Source organism: Anaerostipes hadrus ATCC 29173 = JCM 17467 (assembly GCF_030296915.1).
GTDB classification, from domain to species: Bacteria; Bacillota; Clostridia; order Lachnospirales; family Lachnospiraceae; genus Anaerostipes; species Anaerostipes hadrus.
The window spans coordinates 1,067,202-1,089,632 of record NZ_AP028031.1 but is presented as its reverse complement, the minus strand read 5'-3'; the positions used below and the strand labels follow the sequence as shown (position 1 = coordinate 1,089,632).

17 protein-coding genes, 1 pseudogene and 1 other annotated feature are annotated in these 22,431 nt (G+C 35.6%); all 18 genes and pseudogenes read right to left on the bottom strand.

All coding sequences use genetic code 11. The features are described from left to right. Positions 1–113 precede the first annotated feature (113 nt). Positions 114–1,172 carry a 16S rRNA (cytosine(1402)-N(4))-methyltransferase RsmH gene (gene rsmH, locus QUE18_RS05295; RefSeq protein WP_009204723.1) on the bottom strand — a complete coding sequence of 353 codons (1,059 nt, stop codon included), beginning with the start codon at positions 1,170–1,172 and terminating at the stop codon, positions 114–116. 106 nt (positions 1,173–1,278) lie between these two features. Further along, positions 1,279–4,632: a DEAD/DEAH box helicase family protein gene (locus QUE18_RS05290; protein ID WP_009204722.1), complete on the bottom strand. Its 3,354-nt coding sequence runs from the start codon at positions 4,630–4,632 to the stop codon at positions 1,279–1,281. Beyond that, positions 4,616–5,827 carry a restriction endonuclease subunit S gene (locus QUE18_RS05285; protein ID WP_009204721.1) on the bottom strand — a complete coding sequence of 404 codons (1,212 nt, stop codon included), beginning with the start codon at positions 5,825–5,827 and terminating at the stop codon, positions 4,616–4,618. Before QUE18_RS05285 ends, QUE18_RS05290 begins: the two co-directional genes overlap by 17 nt. Positions 5,828–5,879: 52 nt before the next feature. Further along, positions 5,880–6,848 carry a site-specific tyrosine recombinase/integron integrase gene (gene xerA, locus QUE18_RS05280; protein WP_009204720.1) on the bottom strand — a complete coding sequence of 323 codons (969 nt, stop codon included), beginning with the start codon at positions 6,846–6,848 and terminating at the stop codon, positions 5,880–5,882. 51 nt (positions 6,849–6,899) lie between these two features. Next, on the bottom strand, positions 6,900–7,631 hold the full coding sequence (locus QUE18_RS05275; protein ID WP_009204719.1) for a Fic family protein: 732 nt from the start codon (positions 7,629–7,631) through the stop codon (positions 6,900–6,902). 18 nt (positions 7,632–7,649) lie between these two features. Further along, positions 7,650–8,825 (bottom strand): restriction endonuclease subunit S, encoded by a 1,176-nt coding sequence (locus QUE18_RS05270; protein WP_009204718.1) that lies wholly within the window; start codon positions 8,823–8,825, stop codon positions 7,650–7,652. A 37-nt stretch (positions 8,826–8,862) separates the two neighbouring features. Further along, positions 8,863–10,329 (bottom strand): type I restriction-modification system subunit M, encoded by a 1,467-nt coding sequence (locus tag QUE18_RS05265; protein WP_009204717.1) that lies wholly within the window; start codon positions 10,327–10,329, stop codon positions 8,863–8,865. A gap of 120 nt (positions 10,330–10,449) precedes the next feature. Continuing rightward, positions 10,450–11,349 (bottom strand): LysR family transcriptional regulator, encoded by a 900-nt coding sequence (locus tag QUE18_RS05260; protein WP_008393704.1) that lies wholly within the window; start codon positions 11,347–11,349, stop codon positions 10,450–10,452. Positions 11,350–11,430: 81 nt separating this feature from the next. After that, a complete protein-coding gene (locus QUE18_RS05255; protein WP_009204715.1) occupies positions 11,431–14,160 on the bottom strand; it encodes an FtsX-like permease family protein in 2,730 nt (909 codons plus the stop codon). After that, on the bottom strand, positions 14,161–14,862 hold the full coding sequence (locus tag QUE18_RS05250; RefSeq protein WP_009204714.1) for an ABC transporter ATP-binding protein: 702 nt from the start codon (positions 14,860–14,862) through the stop codon (positions 14,161–14,163). Between the two features lie 642 nt (positions 14,863–15,504). Beyond that, positions 15,505–16,278: an ABC transporter ATP-binding protein gene (locus tag QUE18_RS05245; RefSeq protein WP_008393697.1), complete on the bottom strand. Its 774-nt coding sequence runs from the start codon at positions 16,276–16,278 to the stop codon at positions 15,505–15,507. Further along, positions 16,275–17,159 (bottom strand): ABC transporter permease, encoded by an 885-nt coding sequence (locus tag QUE18_RS05240; RefSeq protein WP_008393696.1) that lies wholly within the window; start codon positions 17,157–17,159, stop codon positions 16,275–16,277. The genes QUE18_RS05245 and QUE18_RS05240 overlap by 4 nt, the downstream gene beginning before the upstream one ends. Before the next feature lie 18 nt (positions 17,160–17,177). Continuing rightward, positions 17,178–18,200: an ABC transporter substrate-binding protein gene (locus QUE18_RS05235; protein ID WP_009202825.1), complete on the bottom strand. Its 1,023-nt coding sequence runs from the start codon at positions 18,198–18,200 to the stop codon at positions 17,178–17,180. A gap of 71 nt (positions 18,201–18,271) precedes the next feature. Beyond that, positions 18,272–18,510: a binding site (T-box leader), on the bottom strand. Positions 18,511–18,557: 47 nt separating this feature from the next. Then, the gene (locus tag QUE18_RS05230) at positions 18,558–19,199 is read right to left on the bottom strand and encodes a cell wall hydrolase (RefSeq protein ID WP_008393694.1); all 642 of its coding nucleotides are present in this window, start codon (positions 19,197–19,199) and stop codon (positions 18,558–18,560) included. Between the two features lie 138 nt (positions 19,200–19,337). Then, positions 19,338–20,033 carry an MATE family efflux transporter gene (locus tag QUE18_RS05225; RefSeq protein ID WP_009202826.1) on the bottom strand — a complete coding sequence of 232 codons (696 nt, stop codon included), beginning with the start codon at positions 20,031–20,033 and terminating at the stop codon, positions 19,338–19,340. 107 nt (positions 20,034–20,140) lie between these two features. Beyond that, positions 20,141–20,827, bottom strand: a pseudogene (locus QUE18_RS05220) (ferredoxin); the annotation flags it as partial. A 50-nt stretch (positions 20,828–20,877) separates the two neighbouring features. Then, the gene (gene nagB, locus QUE18_RS05215; RefSeq protein WP_008393687.1) at positions 20,878–21,606 is read right to left on the bottom strand and encodes a glucosamine-6-phosphate deaminase; all 729 of its coding nucleotides are present in this window, start codon (positions 21,604–21,606) and stop codon (positions 20,878–20,880) included. Beyond that, positions 21,603–22,424, bottom strand: a complete 822-nt coding sequence (locus QUE18_RS05210; protein ID WP_009202828.1) for a MurR/RpiR family transcriptional regulator — start codon at positions 22,422–22,424, stop codon at positions 21,603–21,605. Before QUE18_RS05210 ends, nagB begins: the two co-directional genes overlap by 4 nt. Positions 22,425–22,431 lie beyond the last annotated feature (7 nt).

Below are 22,431 nucleotides of genomic sequence, written 5' to 3'. Positions count from 1 at the left end.
ATAGCACAGTTTCAGTCAAAGTCAATCATTTTAAACCATTTTCTTTCATGTTTTTGAAAAAAGGAAATATTAAAAAGCATACCTCTTTTTAATATTTCCCTTCCTTTTAATTTTTATTTCACTTTGATCGCCCAGCGCATCTTTGTTGATTTTGCTCTTCCATTCTGGGCACATTCCTCTTTTGATGGACGAATAACATCTTTGGCTACATCACTGTAGATTCCTACTTTCTTCCCATACTTAAACGCATGTTTTACAAGTCGATCTTCTCCAGAGTGGAATGTAAGGATTGCAACCTTTCCACCTGGTGCTAATGCGTCTGGAAGTTTCTCCAATAATTCTTCTAATACTTCAAACTCGCTGTTTACATCAATACGCAAAGCCTGAAATGTTCTCTGGCAGGATTTTTTAACTGCTTCTTTTCGCTCTTTTTCCGGCAAAAAGTTTAATGCTCTTTCAATGACATCTTTAAGATCCGTTGTTGTCTTGATCTTCTTTCCTCGTTTCATCGTTGCAACGGTTTCTTTTGCAATCTGTTTTGCATACGGCTCATCTGCATTTTCAATGAGCATTCCTTCAAATTCAGCCTTCGTGATATCTTCTAAACGCTCTGCCGCTGAAATTCCTTTTTCTGGATTCAGTCTTAAATCTAATGGTCCTTCAAATTTATAAGAAAATCCTCTTTCCGGATTATCAATCTGCATGGAGGATACGCCAAGGTCGGCTAAAATGAAATCGAATGGTCCAACTTCTTCGGCTACCTGATCAATATTAGCAAAATTAATATGCTTGATCGTTAAGATATCTTCTCCAAACCCTGCATCATGCAGACGTTTCTCTGTCTTTACAGATTCGATCGGATCTACATCTAATGCGTAGATATGACCTTTGCCCTGTAGTTTTTCTAACATCTTTCTTGTATGTCCGCCATATCCTAAGGTTGCATCCAATCCTTTTTGTCCCGGCTGGATGTCAAAAAATTCAAGAATTTCTTTTACACAGATGGAAATGTGCATTCCTGCCGGTGTACTTCCTTTACTAATAACTTTTTGAATCGTATCTCCGTATTTTTCTGGATTTAATTCTTTGTATTTCTCTTCGAACCTTCTTGGATGAGTCCCTTTATATCTGACTCTTCGTTTGTGTTTCTTTTCTGGCTGCTGTTGTTCCATTATTTTATACCTTTCTTTGTTATAATCATGTTAATCTAAGATCAGGACATTTTTTCCTTCAAATGCAAAACCATAGGCTTTGATACTATTTTCGTTGATTCCTCCTTTATACTGTAACTTCCGCATTCTGCTTGATCTGATCGATCACTGTCATGATCTTCATTGCAATATCCATATCATTTTCAAAAATCTGTCCAATACTTCCGACACTTCGAAATGGCTCATCCATTATAACTCTTCTGTCTTCGATCATTCCATTTACAGAAATATAATCAACAATCAATCGTACAAAACGAATCTGATCAGCATTTAATTTCTCTTCATTTAAGAATTCATTAAATGCCTCATTTGCTGCCTGTTGATCCATTCCTGTGATTTTTCTTACAAGAATTCCAACTGGTGTATCCCCATATTCTTTTGTATAATCTTCTTTTGATCCTAGTTCCTGCCAAAGAATTCTCTCCAGTTCCTGCATATCACTTTTTTGTAACGGCTGGTTATTTCGTAATTTACACACTGCCATGTTATCTTGATGCTCTTTTAAATAGAATTCTACCTTTTTGCGATAGTTTTCTAATCGATTTTCCATCTCAATTGGTGTGTTTTCCTGATATTCTATTACCTGATCTGCAAAATCTGTATAAACGATTCTCTGTGTCTTTTTTGGTAAAAACTGAATCAGATTTCTAAGTGTTTCCCTGACTACATCCATTTCCAGAATAAATGCTTTTTCCCAGAATTCATTTGTCTGTACCTTATCCAAAATATATTTTTGCTCTTTGATCTGTGGCACAGAATCCTGCATTAAAGATAGTTTCTCTGCAATACCAACAACTGCTCCAATATTTTTCGAAGGATTCTTTCGTTCCAACATTGCAAGTTCAATACTATACATCAGATAATCAAATCTTCGTGCCAATTCATTTTCCTTTTCAGCCTCTATAATTGGTGCGATATGTTTCTTCAGGTCAGCCATTGCTTCTGTCTCAAGAATATCCCATGATTTCTGTTCTCGATATCGAAGGACATATTTCAAATGATGTTTTACAATGAAACTTTCGTCATTCAGATCACTTATCGCTTGTATTAATTCTTTCACTAATGTATTTCGATATTCTCTGAAATCTTCGTCTTTTTGATAGTCTGTATCTTGTAATTCTCTTACGATCCTTGCCTTACATAAAAAGATTTTCTCTGCTAATGTTTCTATAAATCCGCTATCTTTTCCATGCGGATTCACTCTGAAATATTCGAAGTTATTACAATAATCAAAAATCAGAAATTTTTCTTTATCCATTCCAGGCCCTAGTAAATCTTTGCAAAGTCTTGTTCCTCTTCCGATCATCTGACAGAATTTTGCATAACTTCTGACTTTCTTGAAAAATACAAGATTCAAAATCTCTGGAACATCAATTCCTGTGTCCAGCATATCTACGGATACTGCAATCTGAGGCATCTTGTCCTTTTCTTCGAATTGTTCAATCAAATGTTCGGACTCTTTGATGCTGTAATCAATCTGTTTGATAAAATGACTGCCTTTTTCTGGAAAAAGCTTCTGAAAACGCTCGACAATTGTCTTCGCATGTTTGCTGTTTCTTGCAAAAATAATTGTCTTTCCCAATTTATCTCCGCCTTCTACCTTTAATCCTTCTCTCATCAGATTGGTTAACACAAGATCAATCGTGTCTTTATTAAACAGCCATCGATTTACAGCTGTATTCGGAATATCTTTCTCTACATTCTCATCATCATCGAATTCATCGTCAAATGCTTCTTTTTCTTCTTCGGATAACTGATCATAGTGGATTCCTTCTTCCATGATCTTTGTCTTATACTCTCTTGTCCGATAATCAACCAGATATCCTTCTTTTACTGCCTCATCAAGTTCATATGCATACGTTGGTACATTTTGTTCCAAATCAAAAATCTCATATGTATTTCTACCTATCTCTTCTTTCGGTGTAGCTGTCATTCCTAATAAGACCGCATCAAAATAGCGGAAGATTTCCTGATATTTCTTATAAATGCTTCGATGACTTTCATCTACAATGATCAGATCAAAATGTGCTGGTGTAAATAGTTTTTTTCCATCCTTTCTCTTCGTGTCATCAATCGCATGTAACATCGTTGGATATGTTGAAAATATCATTCTGCTGCTTTCTGGATCTTCTTTATTTTCAAGTAAATTGCATACTGTCAGGTCTGGAAGGAGATTACTGTAACTCTTCTTTGCCTGAGAAACTAAAGCTTTACGATCTGCTAAGAATAAAATATTCTTTACATAATTATGTCTGCGAAGTACGTCTACCAGACTGATACTAACCCTTGTCTTTCCTGATCCTGTTGCCTGTACTAGCAACAGCTTTCTATGATGATTCATGATAGATTCACATAAGACTGTCACGGCCTCTTTCTGATATGGCCGGTTTGTAATTTTATCTTGAATCTCTAAATGAATCAAAGGCTTTTTGCTTGTTCTTTGATCCACCATTCGCTGCAGATCTTCTTTTGTGAAAATACCTGAGACAACTCGCTGTGGATCATCCTGTGTATCGTCAATGATCTGCATTTCAAAACCATTTGTTATAAAAATGATCGGTCTTTGCTGGTATTGATTTTCCAGACAATCCGCATATAATTTTGCCTGATGACTTCCTTTCATCGGGTCTACACTGCTTCGTTTTGCTTCGATGACTGCCAGTGGTTTTCCATTATTGCTGTATAAAACATAATCGGCATAACCTTTTCCTGTACTGTTTGGCATACCTGTAACTGGCACTTCTGTAAGACAGTCCTTGCCAATCGTCCATCCAGCTTCCGCAAGATCAAGGTCAATGTATTTTCTTCTTGTCTCTGCTTCTGTATCTTTGTCCACTTCATAACTTCGTCCAGTTTCATTTTCCTTACGAAGTTTGGTCATCTGCTCTCTTAGCTTCTCATTTTCCTTGATCGCTTCTTCTAATTTCTGGTCTTTTCCGCTTAGTTCTTTTTGAAGATTTTCTAATTCTTCCTGTGTTTTTTTCTCTTTTCCGGCATCTGGCAGCAGACTCATATCATAATGGCGATTTATATAGTTTTCACCATAACAGTAATCAATCCATTTACAGAACTGGAAAACACAGCGTAACGAAAGTACCGCTGCATCGTGTTTTACGTTGGTATTTGTATGTACTGCGACATTTCCAAGCTTAATCGTGTATTTTAGCATATCAAATAATTTAGGCTGAATCAGCTTGCGGAAAGAATATTCGTGAATCAGGCTGGAAATATTATCACGATATGGCATGGTCAGGGCATCATCGTGGACATATACCCATCGAACTGCGAGTTCTAAGGCTCGTCTTGACAAGATTGCTGCTGTTGACGGAGATATGGCGATGCTTCGTTCCGCTTCTGCTGCCTGCATCGCAAAGTCTTTGAAGCAATCTGTCTGTGCTAGAAAGTCAAAATTCGTCTGCATGTGGTTTCCCTCCCCTTATTTTTCCTGATTCTTTGGTATTTGGTCTTGGTTTTATTATACTCTTTGTATTGTGGGTGGTGCAATATAGAAATTTGTGGATGACAAACTTCGATTTGTTGACTTGGTGGACGAAGGTTGCAAATTGGTTTTGTAAGTCTATTGGTGGAACCATAACCTTAATTGCATTAAGCTTTGCTATCGTCAATCTTGTAATTGCCGCGCCACCCATCTTATTACGAATATCCGTATACATATCCTCATTATTTAATAATGCTGTTAAAAAATATCCGTTCATTATTTTTCTGTCTTGTTTTAATAATGCTACACTAGAAAGTAATGTAAATTCTTCTTTTAATGTATTTACCATTGCTATTCCTGTTGTTGCCCCATCCTTAATATATAATACATCCTCATATTCTGGATTACATCTTTCAAATATAGGACGATGTACTTCTTCCGAAACATAAGTTATATTTGAAAAATCAAATCCTGATAATTTAATATTTTTCGCTGTAACATACTTATATTCTCCAACTTCGAAACTTTCTGGTGAAAAATGTGTTCCATCATTCAATTTCGTACAGACATCTTTAAGAGATTTTTTATTCCACTTCATAGAATTCAATATTGGATTACCAAACATCTCTACAAATCGGGCTTGAATTAAATTATCTAATTGAATTAATTCTTGTTTTCTATTGGCTATAATATTTGATATTTGATCAAGTACCTTTATAATTTCTTTTTGTTCTTCTATAGTATGTATTTCTATCTCCATTTCAGCTAAGGTTGCTTTGTTAAGAGTTTTTCCCATAACTGCCTTATTACTTCCAACATTCCAATCTTTAAATTTAAATAAATAATATATATATTCTGGTAATAACTCTACAATTTTTTTATCATGAAATGCCATTATGGCTTCATTCGAATACATATCTTCTGCAGTAATTGCTGTTTTTCCAATAGACAACTTAAAGCTCATCACCACTGTATTAGCTGGAATAATTTTTATTCCACTCTCTATAACTGCACTTTCAGAAATAGTTTCTTTTGTTTCTGATATATATTTTCCTACATTTGATAAATCTGCAATTGAAATCCATTTATAATCCCCTGTATTCCAATAACTTGAATTATGTCTCGACGGTGTTTTACCCATCTGCAACTCAAAAATCTCTTTCAATTTATATCTCATTATTATCCCTCAAATTCAAATTTTTCAAGGAATAATTTTCTATTTTATCTGATTATGCCATATATTTCTGATGGGATGCCTTTACATTATTCTGATTTACCATTGCATATTGCATCGTTGTGTCAATCTGTGAATGTCCAAGGATTTTTTGTACCTGTTCGATTGGCATTCCTTTATCAATGGCCCTCGTTGCCATTGTTCTTCGGAATTTATGCGGATGGATTCGTTCCAATCCAAGCTCTCTTCCTAATTGTCTTAATCGAATCTCTACTCCACTAATCTTTAAGCGGTCATATGGTGCATCTAACGTAACGAATAATGCGGGGTTCTTGTCTTTCCTGCTTTCTATATATTCAATTAAATGTACTTTTGCTTTCGCATCAAAATAAACTCTTCTTTCTTTATCCCCTTTTCCGTAGACGACACATTCTCGTTCTTCGAAATTAATATCTCCTATGTTCAAATTTACCAGTTCTCCCACACGTATACCTGTTGAATATAACAGATCGATCATTGCAAGGTCACGAATCTGTGTGCAGTGATCCCTTAATTGTTCGATTCCTTCATCTGTGATCACACTTTTTACCACTGTTTTTGTCTTAATCTTATGAATCCTTCTCATTGGACTTTTTAAAATGTAATCTTCTTCCTCCAACCATGTAAAAAAGCTCGATATATTCCGTCGTATATTATCAATTGTAACATTCGAGCAGTTATTCCTTTTTTGATAATCCGCAAGATATGACCTCATTTCATCTGTCGTTATCTTGCGGATTTCTTTTTCCGTTTGCGAAAGCATATGTTCTGTTGTTACCTTATAATATTGAATGGTACGTTCCGAACATCCTTCTACTCTTTTTGCATCCAAGAACATTTCCAGAAATTCTTTATTTGATATCTGTTGTTTCTCTAGTTCATTTTCCGAAAATGTCCTTAGAATTACTTCCTGTAATTTTTTCATCTGTGGCACTGTTAAATACTCTGCCATCTCATTTAGTATTGTTACAATTTTCTCTTCCATGTTGGTACACTCCTATATACCAACATCCTTCAACCATTCTTGTTCCTAAATCTATGAAATAAAATATTGACATTCCTGATAATATGTTTCAGCTTCTTTTTGCATTAATTCTAATAATTGATCCACTTTATGATGTTCTCTATATTCTTTTAGTCCTTCTAAATACTTACTGCGATCATCATCTAAGATAATAAATGGTTTTAACTCATCATATTTCAGGCTTTCCCGAAACAATATCATTCTTCCTGTTCGTCCATTTCCGTCTTGGAATGGATGAATAGACTCATATCTTGCATGAAATTCAGCAAGTATTTTCATACTTTTTTCTTGTTTATGATACCAATCCAAAAGTTGTCTCATCTCTGTTTCTACATCCTTTGGCAATGCGGTTTTATACATTCCAATCATATTGGGACGTTTCTTATAATCTCCGATTGCATACCCATTCGCTCGGTCTTCAAAAACTCCTGATTTCAATTCATAATGCATCTGTTTAATTAAGTCTTCTGTTAATTCTTCTCCCAATGTATCTAACATATAATTGAACATCAAGAAATGCCCATTCATTTCTTCTACATCTTTTGCACGATAATAATCGTCATTAACTGGTAACGTGCCATTATCAAACAATGATGCTGTCTGTTCTGGAGTTAATGTACTTCCTTCGATTTTATTTGAATTGTATGCCATTGCTCTTTGCGTATAAGCATACACTCCCGATCTATCAAATCGTTTTCGTTCTATTTTAAAACGTTCAATTAACCATCGTTTAAATTCTGACATTTTAATATCGCCTCTTTTCTATCCGAAATATTCTTGCATTAATGAATCAAATAATATCTGTGTTTTTTCTAATGACTTCTGAACTTCAAACTTCGATTTGTCTATTTGATCTTTTATTTTAATAAATTGTTTTTGTATATCCATATCTGGCAAATACACCTTAATACTTTGCAATTCTTGTGCATTTATATTAGCTTGGTTTACAGCTCCCTTTGCCATTGCCCGAAGCACATCCTTTAATGCTTTAAGATTCATATATTGAGAAAAGACTTCTGGTAATATCTTTTCATTTAATCTTATTCGGATGATATATCCTGCAATAACCATGTCCTCCACCAAATTAAAAACCGCTGTTTTTCCAACTAGATCAATGCTATTAGTTCTATTAAAAAGAACATCACCTTTTCTTACAACACATTTTTCAATTTCTTCATCTGGAATATCTATATATTTTAAATTTTTCAAATCTAGCTGACCATTTAATGTTAAATTATTCATTCTTAAATATGGATATTTACCACCTTCAACTGCTGGCTTACTTGTTCCATATCTTACTTCTGTTACAATATCTTTAATTGTTACAACATTCCATCCTTTGGGATTCATAATTGGATCACCAAACATCTCGACAAATCGGGCGCTAACAAGCTCATCAAATTTTGCAATTTCCTTTGTTTTCACATCTATTATTTTCTGAATTTTATCCAATACTTGAACCAATTTTTGCTGTTCCCTTAAACAAGGAATCTCCATTTTTATTTTCTTAAGATCTTTTACTGCAAAACTTGCTTGGTTGACAGATTTTTTCATTATATTTCTTAACTGGCTTCTAAATGAATGACCATAAAAATAATATTTTGCATATCCTGGAATAATAATATCTCTATTGGCTCTCAGTCTAAGTAAATTCATTCCATGAATAATTATCTCATCATCTTGTTTTTTATATAAAACTGTTCTTCCCAAGTATTGCATACTATTAATATGTGACATTAATAAATCTTCATCTTCTAATATATATGATTCGTATTTTGAAAGATCTGTGATACCTGCATAACCCATTCTATCTCTATTAAATCTATCATTGGCTATTGTTTCAATTCTTGTAATCGGAAATCCCCCATCTACTTTACCTTGTTTAATATTTGCCCCATTTTGTATCTGAAAAAAGCATTCATCTATTATTTTCCTCATTCTTCTCATCCCTTACAAATTCAAATTTCTCTATCTACTAATCATCATTTTCTTCCAATATTTTCCTTAATTCCACTAGATTCTTACGAATCTCCACCTCTAATTCCTCAATATCTTTCAAAATTTCCTCCGTTGGTGGATACTCTACTGGAATATATTCAATCTCTTTATACTTATTGATAGAGAGATCATAATCATTTTCAACAATCTCTTCTTTCGGCACAAAAAAAGACTGTTCTGTTCGTTTTCTTTCTTCTTCTTTTTCTAGATTCTGATACCTCTCAATAATATCAGGAATATCATTTTCCTCGATTTCCTGACGTTTATCGTCTAACGTTCTTCCATCAGCTTTCATATCATAAAACCAAACTTTGTCGGTACCACCTGCTCCTGTTTTTGTGAAGAGTAAGATAGCTGTAGATACTCCTGCATATGGTTTAAATACTCCAGATGGCATAGAAATCACTGCATCTAGTTTATGATTCTCAATCAATTCTTTTCGAATCGCTTTATGGGCACGACTGCTTCCGAACAATACTCCATCTGGTACAATAACTGCTGCCCTTCCTCCAATTTTCATGATACGAAGGAATAAAACAAGGAATAATAATTCTGTTTTCTTTGTTTTTGCAACTTTTAAAAGATCTGCTGATACTCCATCATAGTCTAAACTTCCTTTAAATGGTGGATTGGCAAGAATTAATGAATACTTTTCTTTATCTGTATTCATCTCTGACAAGCTGTCTTTGTATTCAATATTCGGATCATCGACTCCATGAAGCAGCATATTCATTGCTCCGATTCGAAGCATCGTTCGGTCCATATCGAACCCATAGAACATCTCATGATTAAAATGCTCTCTTTGTTCCGCGTTTAAGAATAAATCTTTGTGGTTTTTACGCAAATACTGCTGTGCTGCCATTAAGAATCCTGCTGATCCCATTGCCGGGTCGCAGATGATATCAGATGGTACTGGTTTTACCAGTTCTACCATCATCTGAATGATATGTCTTGGTGTTCGAAATTGTCCGTTCTTTCCTGCACTTTCCAGTTTGGATAACAGATATTCGTATAAATCTCCTTTACTGTCTCCTTCCAGATTCAATCCATCAATCCCATCAATTACTTTGGTAAGTAATGCTGGCGTTGGAATTTTAAAGATCGCATCTCCCATATATTTACTATAAGCAGATTCTCCATCTGGATGTAGATTTTTAATAAATGGAAATACTCCATTCATCATCAGATCATAAATCTCATTCGCATCTCCCAGATTCTTAAATTTACTCCAACGATACTGCTGACAATCTGCTGGGAAAATTCCTTCGTATGGAATCCCTAAAATATTTGCATCCCTTTCCTTTCTTGTTTCTACTTCATCTAACTGCTTGATAAATAGTAAGTAGTTAAACTGTTCGATAACTTCCAGTGGATTTGTAATTCCACCTGTCCAGAAAATCTCCCATATCTTATCTATTTTGTTTTTTAATTCACCCGTAATCATCTTACTTCCTCTTCTTCATTTTCGTTTTTTATGTGAAAATTATACCATAAAATCACAAAAGGTCACAACCTGTATCTCTACCATGATACAGTTATGACCTTTCTTTAAACATATATAAAATTATTGTGCATGCCTCTTCAACGCTTCCAAATAAATCGCCCCTAATCTGCTAGGTTTCGTCTTCTTATGTGTCACATAGCCAATATGCATCTCGCCTTCTTCTGCAAGCGGAACTGCAATAATATTCTCTCCATTTAATTCTTTGTCGATCACACCGCTGCTGATCGTGTATCCATTTAATCCAATCAGTAAATTAAACAGCGTTGCCCTGTCTCTGACTCGAATATTCTTTGAACGCACTTCGGTACTGAACATCTCTTCGGAATAATAAAATGAATTATGTTCTCCCTGTTCAAAAGACAGATATGGATAATCTTTGAGATCCTCCATCGTGACCTGATCTTTCTGTGCCAGCGGATTCTTATCGCAGATAAAAATATGTGGTCTTGCAACAAATAGTTCCGTGAATTTGAGATCATTTGCTTTCATGATCTTCTCAAGGACCGATGCATTGAATTCATTGAGATATAAAATTCCGATCTCACTTTTCATTCTGGCTACATCATCGATGATCTCATAAGTCTGAGTTTCTCTCAGACTGAAATCGTAATTCTCGCTTCCATATTCTTTGATCAAGTCTACAAATGCATTGACTGCAAAAGAATAATGCTGTGTTGAAATGCAAAATTCCTGTTTCCCACCACTTTTATGTTTATATTTCTCTTCGATCAATGCCGCCTGCTCCAGTACTTGTCTTGCATATCCGAGGAAAATCTCTCCTTCTCTGGATACATGAATTCCCTTGTTCGTGCGGTCAAAGATCGTGATCTGCATCTCTTTTTCCAGTTCTTTTAGCGCTTTGGTAAGACTTGGCTGTGATACAAAGAGTTCTTCTGCTGCCTTGCTGATCGTTCCGATCTCCGCAATCGTTACGACATATCTTAGCTGTTGTAATGTCATCGTTTCTTCCTTCTTTAGTCTTTTTGTATCATTATACAATAGTTTATTTTATATGGCAAAGACTGATTGTTTCTTTTAATCTTACTCACGATTCTTTAACGCATCAGAAAGTCCGACTTTGTAAATCTTTCGCACTAATAACTTGTTAATTACCAGGTATGTAATGATAATTCCTGCATAGATCAATGCATACATCTGCCATGTGAAACTTAAATTCATACCACAAGCTATATTGGAAACCATAACTGGGTACATTGCATCCATTAATTTCTTAGATAATGGAACACTGATCAGTGCTCCAACTGCGATCATATAGAAATTCCCATCAAGATAAAGCTTCTTAATCTCTTTCTTCCGATACCCAAATACTTTCATCAACGCAATATTTTGTGCAGAACGATCAATCATTACCTTGATCATTAAATACATGACAATTGCAAAGATAATAACAGAAAGTCCAACGATCATTCCCATCATCGGAATCATCATATTGATAAATACATCTGAACTCTCCTCAATTGCTTTTTTACTTGTCGTTGCATATAGTTTTCCAGAGTCAATCGACAGTTTCTTCTTTGATACAACCATATTGTAATAATCTGATGATGTCTGAAAGAGATCTCTCATGCTGTCAATATCCATAAATGCATATAACCCAGAAGAATATTGTGTGATATCTGCTACCTGAAATGCGTAATCCATTTCATCTTCCTCATCAGACAGTATGATTGAGTCACCTTTTTTCAGATCATATTTCTGTGCCATTGCAGATGAAATAACAACTTTGTTCTTTGCTTTCGGAAGATCTTTATCCTGGCTGAAATATGGATTATCATTTTCTATACCGATCAGGGAAATTTCAAGATCATATCCCCATACTTCTTTATGCAATCCTTTTACAAAACATGCATCCCCGCCTTTTGGTACTTTTTTATCCGGATATTTATATGTATACATATATTCAAATTTTGTGTCTTTCTTATTTTCTTTGCTGATATGATCACACATCACATAACAGTCCAGACCGATCATCATAACCAACAGTGCAATAAACATTCCAAATACTACCGTAAATCCGGCTCTTGCCTCACGCAGTGACTGCCTGATCCTGAATTTTGTAAGAAATGGCATATCGCCTAATTTGACTTTTGAAATATGACTCTTCTTTTGCTCATTTCTTATCATAGAAAGTGCTGGCCTTGACAGTTTCTTTCTTATAACAAAATAGTTTACGATCACTGCAACGAGTGGTGGCATAATGATTCCATAAACCAATAGATAGATCAGAAGTTCTGGAATCAACTCTGGTATAGAAAAATAATCATAACAATCCTGCATCTGTGTTGGAATTCCTATCGGACTATATCCAATGATCATTCCTGCTAATCCTGCCAGAAATGTTACGATCACCGGAACTGTCAAATAATATTTTAGAAGCTGCTTCTTTGTCACTCCAAGCGCATACAATGTTCCAATAATACTATTTTCTTTCTCAATTTCATGAATGACAAAAACAGATATTACATAGGTAAATAAGATCATAATGATGACACCTGCTACCATTCCAGCAAGTTTACTAATGACCTGATCACCTGCCGCTGCTCCAATTCTTATGTTGTCATCTGCCTTTAAAAACTGAGTCAGATTCGATGTTTCCATATCAAATGCTTTCATCAGTTCTTCTGTTCCTTCTTCCAATTGATCAGTTCCTTCTTTTAACTTACTACTTCCATCTGATGCTTTTTTAACACCATTTGTATAAGCCTTGATTCCATCTCTATATGTTTTTAAGGCATCCAACTGTTCTTTTGCTGATTCTAAGGATAATCTTGTCAACCCATCACTTGACTTTGCGATCAAACTTTTTAGAATATTCGCATAATTATTTTCTGTCAATGATGTTACACCAAAGGATGTCAACTGGCCTTCTGCTGTTTTTAAGTATTCCTGAAAAATCTGATTGGCACCTTTTTGCAATGTTTCGTTGTTTTCACTTAGTTTGTTTAATCCGTCTGACATCTGGGTACTTGCATCTGTAAGTTTTTTGATTCCGTCTTTAATGTCATCTTTCTTTCCTGCAGTTTCTTCCCAGTAATCTTTAAAATATGGATCATCGACATCATCCGGGTTAAATGTGATCTTCTTTAATTTATTTTTCAACTGTTTCTGAGTCATTGTACCATTTAATCGGTATGCATAGATATATTCCTCAGACTGAATACTATTTTCATTGTCTTTTAGATTTTCATAAGCATCTTCTGTCACAAATGCAAGTCCAAACTGTTTGCTGTCTACAGTACTGTCTGATAACTTTTCATAACATGCATCGTAGTCTGGAACTGATCCGATTCCTGTTATTTTATAGAAGTTGTCGTCAATCGTGATCTTTGATCCTGTTTTTAAGTTGTGTTCTTGTGCATATCGTTTTTCTACAACAACTTCACTTTTGTTTTTTGCTAATCGACCTTCATCCAGATTAATTTTATTGACTTTTTTACGATTCTTAAAGATTCTTAACTTACTTCCATCTTTTTGTCTAAAATCAAGATAAAATGTCTCTTCTACTGTAAGCCCTTTCTTTGTAAAGTTTTCTTTTTGTTTTGTCGTTAGTGGCACAAATACCTGAAACTGTCCATCTTCCAGCTTATGTTTCTTTGCCTGCTTTGCAGTTCCATCAACAATCGTATCCGCTGCACCTACCAGACTGATGACCAAATACATACTGATAATAATCAAAAAAGCAAGTGCATAATAGCGGAATTTATTTTCTTTTAAATCTCTCCATGCTCTTTTTCTCAATACTTTTTCCATCTAAAGATCCTCCAGTGATTTTGCTGGTAATCTTGTTTCATTTTCGTAATCTTCACTGATCTGACCATCTTTGATGATAATAACCTTATGTACCATATTGCGGATTGCATTATTATGCGTTACGATCAGCATGGTTGTGCCATATTGCTGATTGATCTTCTCTAATAAGATCAAGATATCTTTGGATGTTTTCGAATCAAGAGCTCCTGTCGGTTCGTCGCAAAGAAGCAGCTTTGGATTCTTGATCAACGCCCTTGCAATTGCACATCGCTGCTGCTGTCCACCGGATAATTGTGCAGGAAATTTATCTTGATGTTCTGTTAGTCCGAGCGTATCTAGCAGTTCTTCCATATCCAATGGATCTTCCGTTAAAAATTGACAGATCTCTATATTTTCTTTGACTGTAAGATTTGGTACCAGATTATAAAACTGGAAGATAAACCCTAGATTAGCTCTGCGGTATTCGGAGAGCTCATCTGCATTTAATCCTGATATTTCATTGCCATCAACTTTGACTGAACCAGAATCCATAGTATCTAATCCGCCGATACAGTTTAGCATTGTAGATTTTCCTGAACCACTGCTTCCTTGGATGACACACATCTGCCCTTGTTCGATGTTGGTTGTGATTCCTTTTAGTACTTGATTATAGCTTTCGCCTGATCCGAAGCTTTTTTTCATATCTTTTATTTCTAAATACATATGTAATTCCTCTCATTTTTATAAGTTAGTCTACGCTAACACTTGGTTAGCATTGTCTAACGTTATTATAACAAAAGTCTACACACTTCACAAGATTGTGATTTGTAATGGTGTTGCATGTATGAGTGACTCATACAACAGAACACTATTCAAATCACTACACAGTGTGTATGTTATACGATACTGGTTAATAATTTTTGTATTTATTAACAGAAGGTAAAAGAACTTCTACAGCACCGATTTAGCAAGATATTTATGAAGCATAATAACATTACCTTCTGTCTGAAAATTCCCTATTTTACAATCAATACTGTTCTCCATACACACCCACTTAAATTTTCAATCTTGTGAATTGTCCACTCTATAGACTTCAGGTATATGATAAAAAATAAATAAACGATTGGAAGAGCAGCATTAGAATTTTGCCACGTTTTTTGCGGATTCGCAGCCGGCTTGGTGTGCTGTCTGAGCCTCAAAGAGTTCTGATTTAAACACCCTTGAAGGCGAGTTGCACAAGGAAAGCCGGCGGATCAGCGATCTGCAAAAAACGTGAGCAAAATTCTCTAGCTGCTCTTCCAATCGTTTATTTATTTTTTATCATATACTCGAAATCTACAGTTGGCCAACTTACAAATTAAAAATTTAATTTCCACACTCAATACTGATCTGATTAAACTGATCCAGAAGATCATCAACAACTAATTTTGCTTTCTCTTCTCCAGCTTTATCAAGTACCGCATGTCCCTGATGCATCATAAGAATACGATTTCCATATTCTACGGCATAACGCAGGTTATGTGTAACCATGATCGTTGTCAGTTTCTTTTCTTTGACAACTTTTCCTGTCAACTCCATGATCAGTTCTGCTGTCTTTGGATCAAGTGCAGCAGTATGTTCATCCAGAATTAAGATCTCAATTGGTGCCATCGTTGTCATAAGAAGTGCCATTGCCTGTCTCTGTCCTCCTGATAAGGAACCTACTTTGCTTCCCATCATGTCTTCCAGCCCAAGTCCTAATTGGCTTAATAATTCTCTGTAATAGTCAACTCTCTTCTTATTTGTACCAAATCCAAGTCCAAATTTCTTTCCTTTATTGTCTGCAAGAGACATATTTTCAAGGATTGTCATAGATGGGCAGGTTCCCATTGCTGGATTTTGATAAACACGTCCGATCTTTCTCTGTCTGATATACTCTTTTTGATGAGAAATATCTTCTCCATTTAAAATAATATTTCCTGCTTCCGCTTCTAAGCTTCCGCAGATCAGATTTAACATGGATGTCTTTCCTGAACCATTACTTCCGATCACGGAAATGAAATCTCCGTCATCTACCGTCAGATTGAAGTCTTTGAACAGGCAGACTTCATTGACTGTTCCGATATTATAATATTTGTCGATATGTTTTAATTCAATCATGCCTTTTTCACCTTCTTCTTACGGTCCATACTGATGATCAGAATGATCAGGAATAAGACTGCTGTGATCAATTTTAAGTCTGTTGCTGGTAATCCTACTTCGATCGCGATTGCTACACATGCTTTGTAGATCACAGAACCGATGACAACTGCAGTTGTTGCTTTGATAAGATTTCCTTTAAATACGTTTGTTCCAATGATAACACTGGCAAGTCCGATAACGATCGTTCCAGTTCCCATAGAGATTTCAAAGAATCTCTGCTGCTGACACATAACACTTCCAGCTAATGCAACTAATCCGTTTGAGATCGCAAGTCCTACGATCTTCACAAATCCACTGTCTTTTGCAAGAGATGTTACGATTGTCTCGTTATCTCCAACGGCTCTTAACAGGTATCCTGATTTTGTTTTTAAATATAAGTCTAATAATATTTTGGCAATGATCATGATGATGAAAATAATGATCACCGTCTTATATGGTGCTAATGCTTCTGGGAAGATTCCGTTGATGAAGTCATTATCAAATACGGATTTGTAGTTAAATAATGGAACATTTGCGCTTCCGCCTACAATTCTTAAGTTTAAGGTATAAAGACCTGTCATAACGATAATTCCGGATAATAAGTCTCTGACTTTGAATTTTACATGTATGATTCCTGTGACCATTCCTGCAATTGCTCCGGCTGCTGTTGCTGCAATTAATGCAAGCAGTGGGTTCTTTCCTGAGGAGAGCATGACGGTTGTCACTGCTGCTCCTAATGGAAAAGTACTGTCTACGGACAGATCCGGAAAGTCTAATATTTTGTATGTGATATATACGCCAAGCGCCATGATCGCATAGATAAATCCCTGCTCAAATACGCCTATGATCAATTGTTCCATAATATTTACATCTCCTGATTATTTTTCTGGTGCGCTGATCTTGTCAAATGTCTGTTTTGCCTGTTTCTGCACATCTTTGCTGATTGTCATGTTAATCTTCTTAGCTGCTGCTGTATTAATGATGACATCTCCATTGTTAAATGTTTCGAATTTCATATCTTTTGCTTTTTCTTCGCCTTTTAAGATTTTAGCTGCCATCTTACCTGTCTGTTTTCCTAATTTTACGAAGTCAATTCCGACACAAGCTACACATCCTAATTTTACCTGTTCTACTTCAGATCCGAAAACTGGAATATTTAATTTGTTTGCTTTCTGAAGGTATGTCTGCATGTTGCTGACTACTAAATTGTCTGTTAAGTTTGTGATGCAGTCTACTTTCTTCAGTAAACTGTCTGCTGCCATTGGCATATCTGCGGAAGCTGTGATTCCCTGTGTGATGATCTTGAATCCATATTTATCAGCTACTTTTTCATAAGCTTCGATTCCTGCTTTGGAGTTTGCTTCGTTTGTGCTGTAGAAGATTCCGACATTCTTTGCTTTTGGCATCATCTGACGAATCAGTTTTAACTGTTTATCTGCAAGTACAAGATCGGAAGTTCCTGTGATATTTCCAACATTCTTTCCTTCTTTATCTACAAATCCTGCAGCTTTTGGTGATGTAACAGCTGTATAAACAACTGGGATATCACTGTCTTTTGTTGCATTGTATGCACTCTGTGCACTTGGTGTTGCAATCGCACAGATCATATCTAATTTCTTTGATGCAAAATTTGATGCGATCTGGTTATCTGTGGCTGTATCTGCCTGTGAGTTTTTGTATGTAATCTTTAAGTTTTCTCCTTCTTTGATACCTTCAGATTCTAAACCTTTTAAAAATCCTTTGCGGCAGTTATCAAGAGAACCATGTTCTGCAAACTGGATGATTCCTAAGTTATATGTTTTAGATGAACTGTCATCTTTCTTGCTTCCACATCCAACCATTAATGACATTGCCATAACTGCTGTTAATCCCGCTGCTAATACTTTTTTCATTGTTCTCATAATTTCTTCTCCTTTTTATTTAAGTTGTACGTTTCTTCAAATAGAAAAAAAGAAAAGCCCCAAGCAAATATGCTTGAGGCGAATTATCCGCGGTACCACTCAAATTGACACTAGGTGTGTCCACTTAAATCATATACTATCATATATGCCCACTCTGGTAACGGGTCGGGTGCCCGGCGATTCCTACTTGTTACTTTCAAAATCACCCTCGAAAGTCCATTCACCAGGGAAATCATACTGCAATCTCACCACCTGCAGCTCTCTTTGAATCATTCTGATCCTGCTTACTACTCTTTCTCAACGGTTTCTTTTCTATTTGCTTAAAATCATAATACTTTTATCTTTCCTTGTCAAGCATTATTTGTAAAAAGAATGTCCTTGATAGGTAAACAATCTGGTAAGTGCCTCATCAAACCATGAAACATTTTTTGGATTTGCCATCGTTTTTTCTACGAAATATAATGCTCCTTCGGAATAGTCGATTCCGTCTTCTAATGCTTTTTTTACGCTTCTTTTCGTACTCTTTGTGATATGGACGGATTCATATCTTCCATCAGCTGTCGGTGAAAACTGGACTTTCCCATAAGCTCTCTGAAACACAACGGCTTCGATCGAGTTTGGAAATTCTTTACTTCTTACACGGTTTAAAATTACATTTGCTACAAGTATCTTGCTTTTTTCATCTTTATCGGTTGCTTCTGCTTCCACGATCCTCTCAAGAATCGATCGTTCTCTTTGGGTGACTACATGCTTTGTTTTTGGAATATAGACGGGTTTGTCTTTAATCTGTTGTTCTAAATTGACTTTCGTCATAAGCTGTGCCTGCATAAGGTACGCTCTTTGTTCTTCCAAAAGTCTTGTCTGCACCACTTGTTCTACTTTGGCATTGGTTTGGGCTGGTAATCTTAGAAATTCTCCTGCGAAGACATTTTGTCCAAAGCTGCAGATGCCGATGGAACATAGGATGGCTGCAATTTCTATTTTCTTCTTCAATGTCACATACTCTCCTTTAAGAAAGAGTATATGCAGTTATTTTTAGATTATTCATAGAAGTTTCATTGCATTAGTGTGTTGCAATTGATTTTGTTTTATCAATTATCTTATCATTTGAATCTGTAAATGGCAAGGTATTGATCATCAAACAAAAACCTTGATCCACTGATCCTTCTTCACATACAGATACGTTGGTATACACTTAAACAACTGATCTGAATTCAGCAATAACACAACCATCGGTACTGGCAATTTCCATACAAATGCCCCTAAAAATGAAAGTGGCATCACGATCGCCCAGGTTGAGATCAAATTCAGATACATCATATATTTTACATCGCCACCACCTTTGATAATACCAATTCCAGTTGGCATCTGGTATGACATTCCAACCATCACGATGGATAAAATGATCAGAATCTGGTCTGCCATTTGATATGCATTTTGTGTCAGATCATAGAGAGATAACAATGGAATCCTTAGGAAAAACAAGCTGATTCCAAGAACACTTCCTATGATCAGATAAATAACTTGCAGTGTTTTACTGTATTCTTTTACTTTTGTAGTTCCTCTGTTTTCCCCGATCGTTGTTCCGATCAATACAGCAGATGCTGAGGCTTCTCCGATGGTTATAACTTTCAAGTACTGAAACATCGTCGTAGAAACAGAATTGGCTGCAATCGCATCTGCGGATAAGCGGCCTAAGATTCCTGTTTGAATTGGTGTCGCAAGTGCCGCCATTAAGATCGTAGATAGCACAAATAAAGGATAGGTAAAACGGATCAGTGAAAGGTAATCCATTCCTTGTATAATGTAACTTTCCTTTTTTGTAAATAGCATAAAAATCCTTTCTAGCTGATCCTTCGCTTATAAAATAGCAAAAACACCATTTTGCTGATAAATTAATTATATCAGAAAAATGGTGTTTTCATCCACTTGATTAAAAATTATGGTATTTCATTTTCTCTGCCATCACTCACAAAAATTTCATTTTTAGCAGCTCTTTGATAGTTTCTCTTTAACATTTCAACATGTGATAAAAATGCCGGATCATCAAAATATTTTGCTTGTTTTGGACATTTTTTTACACATGCCTGACATTTGATACAAATTCCATCAATTTTACTTGGATCTTCTGAATTGATCGATCCCATTGGACAGACTTTCACACAAAGATCACAGTGATCACAATTACTTTTTGTCTTTGGTTTTGCCTTTAAGAATTTCGCTGGTTTGCCATCAATTCCAAGTGGGGTATAATATGGCGTGATTGGCTCAATTCCTTTTACATGAACTGGTTTCGGAATTTCTCCCAATGTTTGTATCATTTCTACAATCGTTACGATACGCTTGGCAAACCCTCTGATTTCTTCCTGATCTGACTTACCTGGGCGCATCGTTGCTAATTGATCTGTAAAAGCATGCTGTGCTACGAACGCTCCTGCTGCAATCGTATGAAAATGATTGTTTTCTAGTTCATTTCTTAATTCAATCAATGCATTGTCATAGTTTCTGTTCCCAAATGTAACAACTGGTACTGCAAATGCATCATTTCCTTGAAATAATCCTTGTATCATCGGAAGTACTTTGTTTGGAACTCTTCCCGCATACACAGGAGTTCCAAAGATCACTAGTTCTTCTTTTGTAAATAGATTGAATCTTCATTTTTATTCCACATATTCAACTATTTGATCAATGACATAGCTGCTTCATCTGCAATAATTGTTACATCTGGATGGAATCTTAAGATAGATCCTGGTACTTCTGGTGTTACTGGTCCATAAATACTGTCTTTTAATGCCTGTGCTTTTTCTTCTCCGCTGACAACTAATAAGATCTTCTTAGAACGCATGATCGTTCCGATTCCCATGCTGTATGCCTGTTTTGGTACATCATCTGCTGATTCGAAGAATCGTTTGTTTGCTTCGATCGTGCTTTCTTTTAAGTCTACGCAGTGTGTTCCATCTTCAAAATGATCCCCTGGCTCGTTGAATCCAATATGTCCGTTTCTTCCTAATCCTAATAACTGAAGATCAACCGTTCCTAAAGACTGTACCAATGCTTCATAACGTGCTGCTTCCTCTTCACTGTTTAAGTTTGTTCCATCTGGAAGATATGTTTTTTCTGGATTGATATTTACTTTATCGAATAAATATTCATGCATGAAATAGTAATAGCTTTGTTCATTTTCTTTTGGTAATCCTTTGTACTCGTCTAAGTTTACTGTTGTAACTTCTGAAAAATCAAGATCTCCTGCTTCGTATTTCTTTACTAATTCATCATATGTTCCGATTGGTGATGATCCTGTTGCAAGTCCTAACATGCAGTCTGGCTTTAATGTGACTACAGATGCAATGATGTTTGCTGCTTTTTTGCTCATTTCTTCGTATGATTTTGTTTTGATAATTCTCATGATCTTTCTCCTTTTAATGCGCGCACAGTGTCATCGTGCATGGTTTCTTTTTTCTTTTTATCGTGTTCTAAATAGTAAGAATATATAAGATCTAACATAATAAGGATTGGAAACTGTGGAGAGATAACATTTCCATGATCTAAATATTTTCTTGATGCGATCAAAACTAATTCGTCACAGATATCCTCATAGTCATCCTTATTTTTTCCTGTGATCAAGATGGTGTCCGCTCCTCGTTTTTTTGATTCTTCTAATAGATAACAAACATCTTCACTCTCTCCACTGATACTGATCCCGATCACAAGACAACCTTCCTTTTGGAATACTGCCTGCATCCTCATCAGATCTGGATCTTGAATCGAATTGATATCTACTCCAATTCTCATAAATCTTAGGCGCATCTCTCTCGCTGCAAGGCCGGAACTTCCTTTCCCACATACGAACACTCTCTTTGCCTGTCCTAATTTCTCACAGATCCTTATGATCTGTGCTTCGTCCATCAGGCTGTATGTCTTATTTAACAACTCCTGGTACATATTTAACACGGTTCTTGTATGTCCCGTGAGTTCTTTATTTTTCTCTTCAAATGATTCCTCATATTGATAAATAAATTCTCGATAGCCTCGAAATCCACATTTTTTTGCAAATCTTGATAACGAAGCTTCTGAAACAAACAAGTGTTTTGCGATCTCTTTTGCTGAAAAGTCCATTTTTTCTTCATTTTTCATAAAGAAATCCGCAATATTTTTTTCCAGAGCTGTAAAATTTTCATAATTTGATTCAATGATCGGTATGACCGATTTTACATAATAATCCATACATGAT